Annotated in this window: 10 protein-coding genes; 2 read left to right on the top strand and 8 right to left on the bottom strand. The window is 73.2% G+C overall.

All coding sequences use genetic code 11. The features are described from left to right. Nucleotides 1-3: 3 nt before the first annotated feature. Genes ACF3NH_RS19705 through ACF3NH_RS19680 form a run of 6 tightly spaced genes read right to left on the bottom strand, consistent with a single transcriptional unit; the run spans nt 4 to nt 7295 of the window. A complete protein-coding gene (locus ACF3NH_RS19705; RefSeq protein ID WP_198366687.1) occupies nt 4-3096 on the bottom strand; it encodes an efflux RND transporter permease subunit in 3093 nt (1030 codons plus the stop codon). Beyond that, the gene (locus ACF3NH_RS19700) at nt 3093-4355 is read right to left on the bottom strand and encodes an efflux RND transporter periplasmic adaptor subunit (RefSeq protein WP_422925306.1); all 1263 of its coding nucleotides are present in this window, start codon (nt 4353-4355) and stop codon (nt 3093-3095) included. Before ACF3NH_RS19700 ends, ACF3NH_RS19705 begins: the two co-directional genes overlap by 4 nt. 22 nt (nt 4356-4377) lie before the next feature. Beyond that, nucleotides 4378-5772: an efflux transporter outer membrane subunit gene (locus ACF3NH_RS19695; protein ID WP_422925304.1), complete on the bottom strand. Its 1395-nt coding sequence runs from the start codon at nt 5770-5772 to the stop codon at nt 4378-4380. 3 nt (nt 5773-5775) lie between these two features. Further along, complete coding sequence (locus ACF3NH_RS19690; protein ID WP_422925302.1) at nt 5776-6231, bottom strand: periplasmic heavy metal sensor; 456 nt, start codon at nt 6229-6231, stop codon at nt 5776-5778. Continuing rightward, nucleotides 6228-6662, bottom strand: a complete 435-nt coding sequence (locus tag ACF3NH_RS19685; protein WP_198366683.1) for a hypothetical protein — start codon at nt 6660-6662, stop codon at nt 6228-6230. The genes ACF3NH_RS19690 and ACF3NH_RS19685 overlap by 4 nt, the downstream gene beginning before the upstream one ends. A 6-nt stretch (nt 6663-6668) precedes the next feature. Further along, nucleotides 6669-7295 (bottom strand): sigma-70 family RNA polymerase sigma factor, encoded by a 627-nt coding sequence (locus ACF3NH_RS19680; RefSeq protein ID WP_422925299.1) that lies wholly within the window; start codon nt 7293-7295, stop codon nt 6669-6671. Nucleotides 7296-7474: 179 nt separating this feature from the next. Between ACF3NH_RS19680 and ACF3NH_RS19675 the strand changes: the two genes are divergently transcribed. Then, nucleotides 7475-7903 (top strand): hypothetical protein, encoded by a 429-nt coding sequence (locus ACF3NH_RS19675; RefSeq protein ID WP_198366682.1) that lies wholly within the window; start codon nt 7475-7477, stop codon nt 7901-7903. A gap of 370 nt (nt 7904-8273) precedes the next feature. Next, on the top strand, nt 8274-9479 hold the full coding sequence (locus ACF3NH_RS19670; protein ID WP_422925297.1) for a replication initiation protein: 1206 nt from the start codon (nt 8274-8276) through the stop codon (nt 9477-9479). A gap of 7 nt (nt 9480-9486) precedes the next feature. Here ACF3NH_RS19670 and ACF3NH_RS19665 read toward each other — a convergent pair whose 3' ends face one another. Beyond that, nucleotides 9487-10551 (bottom strand): CaiB/BaiF CoA transferase family protein, encoded by a 1065-nt coding sequence (locus tag ACF3NH_RS19665; protein WP_422925295.1) that lies wholly within the window; start codon nt 10549-10551, stop codon nt 9487-9489. Nucleotides 10552-10554: 3 nt separating this feature from the next. After that, entirely contained in the window at nt 10555-11565 is a 1011-nt protein-coding gene (locus tag ACF3NH_RS19660) for a tripartite tricarboxylate transporter substrate binding protein (RefSeq protein ID WP_422925293.1), read from the bottom strand. Nucleotides 11566-11772 lie beyond the last annotated feature (207 nt).

Here is an 11772-nt window from a genome sequence, read left to right as displayed (position 1 = left end):
GTCCTATTCCGCCGCCGCCGGCGCGCCGCGCCAGCGCCGCATCACCGAAGCATGCACCGCCTCCATGGCGAGATAGACCGCCGGAGTGGTGAAAAGCGTGACCAGCTGCGACAGCAGCAGCCCGCCGACGATGGAGACGCCGAGCGGCAGGCGCAGCTCGGAGCCCGTGCCGGATTGCAGCACCAGCGGCAGGGCGCCGAGCAGCGCGGCGGCGGTGGTCATCATGATCGGGCGGAAGCGCAGCAGCGCCGCCTCGCGGATCGCCTCGCGCGGCGCCATGCCATGATCCCGCTGCACCTCGAGCGCGAAGTCGATCATCATGATGGCGTTCTTCTTGACGATGCCCATCAGCAGGATGATGCCGATCAGCCCGACCACCGAGAGATCCAGCCCCGCGAACTCCAGCGCCAGCAGCGCGCCGATTCCGGCCGAGGGAAGGGTCGAGAGGATGGTGACCGGATGGATCAGGCTCTCGTAGAGCACGCCGAGCACGATGTAGATCACCACCACCGCGGCCAGGATCAGCCAGGGCTGGCCGGCCAGGCTGGTGTTGAACTCGGCGGCATCCCCGGCGAAGCGTCCGGTGACGCTGTCGGGCAGGCCGATCTCGCGCTCGGCGGCGGCGATGGCGCTCACCGCCTGCCCGAGCGACACGCCCTCAGCCAGGTTGAAGCTGATGGTCACGGCGGGGAACTGGTTCTCCCGCGTGACCACCAGCGGCCCGCTGGCGCGGTCGAAGCGGGCGATCTCGGCCAGCGGCACCTGGGCGTTGTCGGTGCCCGGCACGCGCAGCTGGCCGATCGCGGTCGGATCCCCGCGCAGCCGGTCGGCAATCTCCAGCACCACGCGGTACTGGTTGCTCTGACCATAAATGGTCGAGATCTGCCGCTGGCCATAGGCGTTGTAGAGGACGTTGTCGACGTCCTGCATGCTGATGCCGAGCCGCGCCGCGCGGTCGCGATCGACCTCGACGACGAGGCGCAGCCCGTTCTGGCGCTGGTCGGTCGCGACGTCGCGCAGGCCCGGAATGTCGCGCAGCCGCTCCAGGACCCGCGGCGCCCAGAGCGAGAGGGTGGCGGCATCGGAATCCGTCAGGGTGTACTGGTACTGGGTGGTGCTGACGCGCGGGCTGATCTGGATGTCCTGCGCGGCCTGCGGCCAGGCGGTGCCGCCGGGGATGGCGTCGAGCTGCGGCTGCAGGCGGGCGATGATGCCCTGGGCATCGAGGTCGCGCTCGGCGCGCGGCCTGAGCACGGCGGTGATGCGCCCGCTGTTCTGCGCCGGGTTGACGGTGCTGGCCCCGGCCACGGCGGTGACGGCGGCGACCGCGGGGTCGGCCCGCACCACCTCCGCCATGCGCGACTGGATCTCGGCGGCGCGGGCGAAGGAGGCATCCTGCGGCGCTTCCGTCGTGATGGTGATCAGCCCGGTGTCCTGCAGCGGCAGGAAGCCCTTGGGCATGACGACGTAGAGCCAGGCGGTCAGCGCGACCGTCAGCGCCGCCACCAGCAGGGTCAGCCCCTGGTGCCGCAGGGTCAGGTCCAGCGCCTTCCCGTAGGCCAGACGCAGCCGCTCGAAGCCGGCCTCGAAGCGGCGCGACAGCCAGCCCGGATGGTGGCCGGGACGCAGCAGCAGGGCGCACATCATCGGCGTCAGCGTCAGCGAGACCACCATGGAGACCAGCACGGCGGCGGTCAGCGTCTCGGCGAACTCGCGGAACAGCCGGCCGACGACGCCTTCCATGAACAGCAGCGGGATGAAGACGGCGATCAGCGACAGCGTCAGCGAGACGATGGTGAAGGCGATCTGCTTCGAGCCGGCATAGGCGGCGGCCAGCGGATGCTCGCCCTTCTCGATCAGCCGGACGATGTTCTCGATCATGACGATGGCGTCATCGACGACGAAGCCGGTCGCGATGGTCAGCGCCATCAGCGACAGGTTGTCGAGCGAGTAGCCCATCATGGCCATGACGCCGAAGGTGCCGATGATGGAGAGCGGCAGCGAGACCGCCGGCACCAGCGTGGCGCGCCCGCTGCCGAGGAACAGCCAGACCACGCCGACGACGAGCGCGACCGAGAGCACCAGGGTGAACTGCACCTCGTGCACCGAGGCGCGGATGGTCTCGGTCCGGTCCGAGACGACGGCCAGCCGCGCGCCGGCCGGCATGGCGGCGGTGAGCTCCGGCAGCACCGCCTGGATGCGCTCCACGGTCTGCACGATATTGGCGCCGGGCTGGCGCTGCACGTCGATCAGCACGGCGGGGCGGCCGTTGAACCAGGCGCCGTTGCGCTCGTTCTCCAGCGATTCCACCGCCTCGCCCACGTCGCGCAGCCGCACGGGGGCGCCGTTCTGCCAGGCGATGATGACCTCGGCGAACTCGGCCGCGCTGGCGATCTGGTCGTTGGCCAGGATCTGCGAGGCCTGGCGCGGCCCGTCCAGCGAGCCTTTCGGCGAATTTTGGTTGGCGGCCGCGATGGCGGCGCGGACCGTCTCCAGGCTGATGCCATAGGCGGCGAGCCGCAGCGGATCGACCTGCAATCGCACCGCCGGGCGCATATTGCCCTGCACCGTCACCCGGCCGACGCCGCTCGCCTGGGAGAGCTTCTGCGCCAGCAGCGTGTCCGCGAGGTCCGACAGGCGCATGATCGGCAGGCTCTCGGAGGTCAGGGCCAGGGTGATGACCGGCGGGTCCGCCGGGTTCACCTTGGAGTAGACCGGCGGGTAGGGCAGGGTGGAGGGCAGCGTGCCACGCGCCGCGTCCAGCGCCGCCTGCACGTCCTGCGCGGCCTCGTCCAGATCCTTGTCGAGGCGGAACTGGAGGGTGATGCGGCTGACCCCCGGCCCGCTGACGGAGGACATCACCTGCAGCCCGGCGATCTGCGCGAACTGCCGTTCGAGCGGCGCGGTGATCAGCACGGCGGCGGTGTCCGGCGAGGCGCCGGGCAGCTGGGTGGTCACCTCGATGGTCGGGAAATCCACCTCCGGCAGCGAGGACACGGGCAGCCGGAGATAGCCGAACAGGCCGGCCAGCAGCACCGCGACGGCCAGCAGCGTGGTGGCCACGGGGCGGGCGATGAAGGGGGCGGAGATGTTCACGGCGCGGCTTCGGCGCGGCGTTGGCGGCGGGGCTGGCCGCCGCCGGCGGTGGGCGCGGCCGGCGCGGCCGGGTCAGCCAGGACGACGCTGCTGCCATCGTTCAGCCGGAGCCCGCCCGAGATCACCACCCGCTCGCCGGACTGCAACCCGTCGCGGATCGCCGCCTCCGTCTGCGTCACGGCGCCGAGCACCAGCGGGCGTTGCCCCACCCTGTCGCCCTCGGGCGAGACGACGAAGGCATAGGGGCCGCTCGGCCCTTGCTGCACGGCCACCAGCGGCACCACCACGGCGTCCGGCACGGTCTCGACGGCGAGGCGGAGGCTGACGAAGGCGCCGGGCCAGAGGCTCGTCTCCTCGTTGGGGAAGACCGCCTTGACCTTCACCGTGCCGGTCGCCGCGTCGACCTGGTTGTCCACAGTCTGCACCGTGCCGCGCAGCGGCGCGGCGCTCCGGCCTGGCCCCGCCTCCGGGATGGTCTCCACCGTCACCGGCCCCGCCGCCATGGCGCGGCGCAGGCGCGGCAGCTCGCCCTGCGGGATGGTGAAGTTCACGCCGATCGGACGCATCTGCGTCACCGAGACGATGCCGGTGCTGTCGCCGGCGCCGACAAGGTTGCCCGGATCGACCTGCCGCAGCCCGACGCGCCCGGCGATGGGGGCGCGGATGACCGTGTAGTCGAGCTGGGTGCGGGCGGTGTCGATGGCGGCCTGGTCCTGCGCCACCTGCGCCTCGTACATCGCCACCTGGGCGCGCTGCGTGTCCACCTGCTGGCGGGTCACGCCATTGGCGGCGAGCAGTCCCTGGTAGCGCCGCAGGTCGGTGCGCGCATTCTCGAGCTGCGCCTGGTCGTAGGCCTTCTTGGCGACGGCCTGGGCCAGGGCAGCGGCGTAGGTGCGGTCGTCGATGCGGGCCAGCACCGCCCCGGCCTCGACCTCCTGCCCCTCGTGGAACGGCACCTCCGTCAGGATGCCGCTGACCTGGGAGCGCACGGTGATGGCGTTCAGCGCCTGGACCGTGCCCAGCACATCGAGGGTCAGCCGCAGGTCGCGCCGTTCGGCGGCCGCGACGGCGACGGGGATCGGGATGCCCCCCATGGCGGCGCCGCGGCCGCTGCCGGCCTGGCCGGGCCGTCCCGGCGCCGTCTCCGCCGCCGTGCGGCTCGCCGGCGAGGCCGCCTGCCGCTGCTGCCAGAAGTACCAGCCGCCCGCCGCAAGGCCGAGCACCAGCAGGAGGAGGATGAGGATACGGGAGCGTGTCATCGGGACATCCGCGGCGCTGTCCTCACCGCCAGCCGCCGCCGAGCGCGCGGAACAGCGCGACGGCGGCCTGCAGCCGGGCGAGCCGCGCCTGCACCAGGCTGACGCGGGTGGAGAACAGGGTCTGCTGGGTGTTGAGCAGGGTGATCAGGTCGATGGTGCCGGCGCGCAGCTGCGCCTCGGCGATGTCGTAGGCGCGCTGCGCCCGCGCATTGGCCTCGCCGCGCAGCCGTTCCTGCTCGGCGGTGTCGCGCAGCGCCACCAGCGCGTCCTCCGTGTCCGACAGGGCGGTGACGATGGCGCGCCGGTACTCCACCAGCAGCGCCTCGGCCTGGGCGCGGCTGAGCGCGACCTGGCCGCGCAGCGCCCCGCCGTCGAAGACGGTCTGCGCCAGCCCGGCCACCAGGGAGAAGAACTGCGCCTCGGGCCGCAGCAGCGTTCCGAGAGCGGCCGACTGCACGCCGCCGGAGGCGCTGAGCGTCAGGTTCGGCAGCAGCGCGGCGCGGGCGGCGGCGACATTGGCATTGGCGGCGGCCAGGGCGGCCTCGGCGGCGAGCACATCCGGCCGCCGCGCCAGCAGCTCCGCCGGCTGTCCGGGCGCCGCCGCCGGCACCGCGAGGCGGTCGAAGGCATCCGGCGTCACCCGCAGCGCGGCGGGCGGCTGCCCGGTCAGCAGCGCCAGGGCATTGATCCCCTGGTCGGCGGTCTGCCGCAGTCCCGGTATGCTGGCCTCCAGCTGCGCCACCACGGTCTCCTGCTGCGCCAGGTCGAGGCCGGTCGCGGTGCCGAAGTTCACCTGCTGGCGGATGATGCCCAGGATGCGCCGGGCCGCCGCCAGGTTCTCCTGCTGCGTGCGCAATTCCTCGCGCGCCGCCAGGACCTGGAAGTAGGTGTTGGCGACGGAAGCCTCCGTGGTCAGCAGCACGGTGCCGACGTCGAAGCGGCTGGCCCGCGCATCCGCCGCCGCCGCCTCGGCGAGGGAGCGGTTGCGGCCCCAGAAATCGACCTCGTAGCTGGCCGAGAGCGTGGCGTCGTAGCGCGTCGAGTTGCGGTCGCGCGCGGCGCCGCTGGCCACAGAGCGGGCCTGCGTCACGCCGGCATCGACGCCCACGGTGGGCAGCAGGGCGGCGCCGGTGATGCGGAGCTGGGCATCGGCCTGCCGCACCCGCGCCGCGGCGGCGGCGAGATCGAAATTGCCCTGCATGGCGAGCGCCATCAGCCGGTCCAGCTCCGGCGCGCGGAAACCGCGCCACCATTCGGGATCGGGCCAATGCACCGGCGCGGCGGGATCGGCCGCCCGGAAGGCCGGCGCGGGGCCGAGGCCGGAGAGCACCGGCTCGGGGCGTGGGCCGCAGGCGGCGAGCAGGCCGAGCAGCAGCGGGATGGCCGGAAAACGGCCCGGTACCGGCAACAGGGGCATGCCTTACTTCTGCCCACTCCGCTGGCCGCCGCGCCCGCGCATATCCTTCGCGACCCGCCTGCGTCCCTCGGGCGACATGGCGGCAAAGCCTTGTATCATGCTGTTCTCGAACGATGTGCTGAAGGATTGCCAGCGTGCCCGGGATTGCGCCATGGCAGCGCGCATCGCCTCGGGGTCGAAAGGTTCCGCCGCCAGCGCCTCGGCCACGGCGGGCCGGCCCTGGCGGTGCTCGCGCAGCGCGGCCTGGAATTCCGGCCGGCCGGCCTCCATGGCGCGGTGGAAGACGAGACGGTCGGGCTCGGACAGGACGCGCTCGATGCGGGCCTGCGCCCGATCGACATCCGGCCCGCGCTGCGGCCCGGCCTGCAGCAGGTAGCCGAGCACCAGGTTCAGCGCCAGGGAGGCGCCCAGGGAAGCACCCAGGGCGCCCCGCAGCAGCCAGGAACGGGACGGCCTCATTCCCCGCTCTCCATCATCATCGCCAGCAGGCGCGGCGCGCCCAGCACCTCCTCCGGCGCCGGGCCGCGCGGCCAGGAGGAGAGGCCCATGAGCAGCAGGCAGGTGGCCAGCGCCGCCAGCGCGCCGCAGCCCGCCGGCACCAGCGGTCGCAGCCAGCGCAGCACCGGCGGGCCGCGGCGCGGCGCCTCCGGCAGCGGCGCACGCGCGATCGCCCGGGCCAGCCGGTCCCGCATGCGCGCCAGCGTCTCGGCATCCGGCTCGGGCAGGCTCTCGCGCAGCAGGGCATCGACCGCCGCCGCCGCCGCGCGCCGCCGCCGTGCCTCGGCGGAGGTCTCCAGCAGGGCCAGGGCGGCGGCGCGCCGCGCGGGCGGCCAGCGCGCCGGATCGGCGCCATGGGTCTCGAGCAGGCGGGACAGATCCTCGATCCGCATGCAGGTCTACTCCGGCGTCCCGCGCAGCCGGGCGGCGAGCAGCCCGCGGGCGCGGCGCAGCAGCCCTTCCAGGCCGCGCAGGGAAACGGAAAGGGCGGCGGCAGCCTCCGCGCCGCTCAGGCCCTGGTCGTAGGCCAGCGCCAGGGCGGCGCGCTGCCGCGGCGGCAGGTCGGCCATGGCCGCCTGGAGCTGTTCCTGCCGCTGCCGCTCGGCGAGGCGGGTCTCGGGGTCGGCGGCAGGGTCGGCGGGGTCACCGGCCGCCTCCAGCGGCATCGGCGCCGGCCGCCGCGCGCGGTCGATTGCCGCATGGGCGGTGATGCTGTAGAGCCAGGTGCCGGCCCGGGCGCGCGCCGGATCGAAGCGGGTCGCGTTGCGCCAGGCTGACAGCATGGCGTCCTGCACCGCCTCCTCCGCCTCGGCCGGCCGGCCGGTGATGCGCAGCGCCACCTGGTGAAGCCGCCCCAGGTGCCGCAGCGCCAGTTGGTCGAAGGCCGTCCGGTCGCCTTCACCGGCCCAGGCCAGCAGCGCCTCGTCGGACGCCGCGGCGAGATCGCGCGAGAGGCGGGGCTGAAGGGCCGGGCCGGGGAGGACGCGATCGGAGATGGCGGCCTCCCAGCCGGCGAAAGAAAGCATGGCGTTCAGCATGGTATCCGTCGGGGTGCCATGCTGATACGGCAAGGCAAGCCACAACCCACGCGCGGGGCCAAGCATTTTTTCGGGCACCGGGTTTCAACACCGGCGGCCCATTGTTCCCGGCATCCCGCGCCGCTCCGGGCTTCCCGCCGAGTCGCCCCTTGTGATAAAAGGATTTCATGCCGATCCGGCACGATCTTCGCTGGCTCTATCCGATCGACTGGCCACAGCTCAGCCGCATGATCCGCTTCGTCCGGGCGGGTGGGCGGTGCGAGGCCTGCGGCCGGCCGCATGGCGACCGCATCGCCTGCCTGCCGGACGGCCGCTGGTACGATGCGGGGAAGGGGCAGTGGCGCGACGGGCGGGGCCGACGCTGCGCGGCCCCCGATGACAGCGCCCTCAACGCCCTGCGCGTCACCCATGTTGTGCTGGCCGCCGCGCATCTGGACCACGACCCGACCCACAACAGCCCGCGCAACCTGCGCAGCCTTTGCCAGCGCTGTCACATGCGGCACGACCGCCCCTATCACCGCCAACAGCGATGGCTGACCTATCGGCGCCGCTGGGCGCTGGGCGATCTCTTCACCGGACCCTATCCGCGCGCCTGACCGCGCGCCCCTGAATTTTGCGACGAAGCGATACGATTGCGGCGCGATGAGGTCTGGATAAAGGCCGGCAAAGCCCATAGTATCCCGTGGAAACTATCCATCGCCGCGCCAGCCCGACCTTCGCGCAATCTGGCGCCGCGGAGTTCCACAACCGGCGGGGACAGGTCGGTCGTCCAGCCGCCATCCGTCCTGCTTTTCCCGGCCTGCCGAATGCGGGGAAGGCATCCGACCCGCCGGCAGTCCTGCCTGTGCCGATCCGGCCCGGGCGCAGCCTTCATCGTCCGGCGACCCGCCGGACCACCGTCTCTTTCGACTAGACTGGACTCTCTCTGAGATGAATCTCGTCGTCCCGCCTGCCACGGAAGCTCCCTTGCACGATCCTGTCACGAGCACCGGCGGCCTGTCCCTGCACCGGGCGTTCTGCAAGCTCGCCCTGCCGCTGGCGGCCGTGCCGGGCCACTGGCGGCGCGAGGCGGAGGGCCTGGCCCTGGCGCTGGAGACCGCCGAGCCCGAACAGGTGCCGCCCCATGGCTGGTGCCTGCGGCTCCTGCTGATCCATATCTGCGATCAGGCGGTTCGGCAGGCCAGCCCGCTGGTGGAGCTTGGCGCGGATGTCGCGGCCCTGGCCGAGGCCATGCGCGTGCCGGCGACGGCGCCGGTCGCGGAGGAGATCACCCGCCAGCTGGACCTGCTCCTGGCGTGCAAGCTCACCCTGGGCTTCGACGGGCAGGCGCCGCTCAGCGTCTTCGACGCGCGGGGCCGCAGCCGGAAGACGAAGCCGGAGTGGCCGCCGCAACTGCGCCTCAATGCGCGCTTCCACGCCAGCCTGATGGAACAGCAGATCCGCCTCGACAGCCGCATCCTGCATGTCCTGGCGACCGAGCCGCTGGCGATCGACGCGCATGCCTGGACGCGGCAGGCGCTGGCGGATGCGCCGGCCGGGCAGGTGGTGCAGGTGCCCTGGCCCGAGTTGCAGGCGCGCTACGGCACGCCGGGACAGTCGGCTGACGCCTTCCGCGCCGCCTTCGAGGAGGCGTTGCAGATGGTCTTCGCCGCCGACACCTCGATCGTCCTCGGCTCCGACGATGCGGGCATGCGGCTGCGCGCCGCCACGGCCGAGGATCTGGCGCCCCCGCCCGAACCGCCTCCGCCGCCTCCGCGCGCCGTTGCGTCGCCCCGCCCCGCCGAGCCCGCGGCGCCCCCGCCCGCGCGGCCCGCGGATCGGACCCCCGCGGAGGAGCCCGCGTCTTCCGGCGCCGGTGATATGGTCAGCCTGCGCTCGCACCTGACCGGCCTCTCGGTGGTGGTCTGGCTGCGGCGCGGCCATGGCGCCGAGCAGGTGGTGATCGGCCTGACCCCCGGCACGCGCTACGATCCGGCCCGCCTGACCCTGGTGATCCTGGAGCCTCTCGCCATGCAGGTCACCGGCGGCGTTCCGCAGGCCGAGTTCGAGCGCGTGGCCGCCTGGGCCATGGCCAATCGCGACCTGATCGACCAGTTCTGGGAGGGCGAGATCGACAGCTTCCAGGAGCTGACCGCGCGCGTGAAGAAGGTTCCCGCCGCCAACTGGCGCTGAGCCGTCCCTATTCTCCCGCCCGCCGGCCCGGCGTGCGGGAGAAGCGGGGCGCCGGGGCGGGGCAGGGATGGCCGAGCCTGTCCTGGAACAGGCCGCGCGCGCGGTTGTGCGGGTGGTGCGGCGCCTCGTCCATGTCCAGCACGCCGGTGACGCAGGCATCGCTGCCCTCCAGCAGCGCCACCCATTCGGCGCGGCTGCGGCGGAGGAAGATCCGCGTCATCTCGGCGCGCATCTCCGGCCAGACCGCCCGGTCGCGCTGTCGCTCGACGAAGCGCGCGTCGAGCCCGATGCGCCGCGCCATCTCGGCAAAGAAGGGCGCTTCCAGACAGGCGACGGCGAGATGGCGGCCATCGGCGGTCTCGTAGGTGTCGTAGAAGGGCGCGCCGCCGTCGAGCAGGTTGTCGCCGCGCGCGAGCGACCAGCGCCCGGCGGCCCGCAGGCCGTAGAAGGCGGTGGCCAGGGCGGCGGCGCCGTCGGTCATCGCCGCGTCCACCACCTGCCCCTGCCCGGATCGCTCCCGCTCCAGCAGGGCGGCGAGCAGCCCCATGACCAGGAACATCGCCCCGCCGCCATAATCCGCGACCAGGTTCAGCGGTGGCACCGGCCGCTCGCCGGGCCGGCCGATGGCGGCGAGCAGGCCGGTGAGCGAGAGATAGTTGAGATCGTGCCCGGCGGCCCGGGCCAGCGGTCCATCCTGGCCCCAGCCGGTCATGCGGCCATAGACGAGGCGCGGATTGCGGGCGAGGCAGGGTTCCGGGCCGAGGCCGAGGCGCTCCATGACGCCGGGCCGGAAGCCCTCGATCAGCGCATCCGCGCCGCCGATGAGATCGAGCGCCGCCGCCACGCCCGTGGGGCTCTTCAGGTCGAGCGCCACCTCCCGCCGACCCCGGCCGACCATGTCCTCCGCCGGGCCCAGCGGCATCAGCCGGCCGGGCGGGGCCGGGCGGTCGATCCGCGTCACCTCGGCGCCCAGATCGGCCAGCAGCATGGCGGCCAGCGGCCCGGGCCCGATGCCGGCCATCTCGACCACCCGCAGCCCGGCCAGCGGGCCGGCGGCTTCCTTCCGCGTCATGCCTCAGCCCTGGATCAGGTTCAGGCGGAGCAGCAGGTCGCGTTCCCGCGCCACGCTCCGGCGCAGGAAGGCGGCATAGTCGTCCGGCCCCCTGTAGTCCGCCACCATGTCGGCGCGTTCGAGGGCGGCGACATGGGCGGGGTCCTGCATGGCGTCGCGAAAGGCCAGATGCAGCCGCTCCACCACCGCCGGCTCCAGGCCCGCCGGGCCGCAGAGCCCATAGGGCGAGGTGATGACCAGCCCCTCATAGCCCAGCTCCTGCAGGGTCGGCGCCTCCGGCCAGCGGCGCGAGCGCTGGGCCGTCCAGATGTTCAGCCAGCGCGCGCGGCCATCATCCACGAGCTGGCCCAGCACGGCGCTGTTGGCCACCGCATCGACATGACCGCCCAGCAGGGCCGAGATGGTCTCGGCCTCGCCCCGGAAGGGGACATGGTTGAACTGGACGCTCTCGCGCAGGCCGAGCTCCAGCATGCCGAGATGCAGCGAGCCGATGGCGCCGCTGTTGGCGACGCTGACCTGACCCGGCCGGCGCCGCGCATCGGCGACGAAGTCCTGCCAGGTCTTCCAGGGGCTGTCGGCCCGCACGGCGAGGCCGAAGAAGTATCCGGTGAGATGAATGACCGGCGTGAAGTCGCGCAGCACGTCGTAGGACATGGGCTGCAGGAAGGGCAGCCGCATGGCGGGGGTGATCATCTGGGTCAGGGTGTAGCCATCGGGCTTCGCCTTGGCGACCGCCGCCGCGCCCAGCGTGCCGCCGCCGCCCGGCCGGTTCTCGACCAGCACCGTCTGGCCCAGCCGGCGCGTGGCGGCCTCGGCCAGGGCACGCATCTGCTGGTCCGTGCTGCCGCCCGGCGTGAAGGGAACGATGATCGAGACGGGGCGGCGCGGGAAGCCCGCCTCGGCGCGGCCGATGCGCGGCATGGCCAGCGCCGCCAGGCCGCCGGCGAGGCCGCCGCCCAGCAGGCGGCGCCGGCCTGGTCCTGACCGGAAGTCCCGGCACGGTTGATCCGCCATGGGCACGTCTCCTCCCCCTCCGGCACGTTGGCCTGCTGTCCCGGCGCGTTGCCCGCGCCGACTGAGGGGTAGCCTAGGGACGGGGATTTGTCTTGCCAAGCGGAACATCGGCATCACACTGCGGAGAACAGGATGGCATGGCGTGAGGCCGGGCCCATGCTAGACAGGGCCGCCTGATCCCTTGGCCAGCGCAGAGCCAATGCAGAG

Source organism: Pseudoroseomonas sp. WGS1072 (assembly GCF_049340465.1).
GTDB lineage: Bacteria > Pseudomonadota > Alphaproteobacteria > Acetobacterales > Acetobacteraceae > Pseudoroseomonas.
The sequence above is the reverse complement of the archived record's forward strand: the minus strand, read 5'-3'. Positions and strand labels throughout refer to the sequence as shown.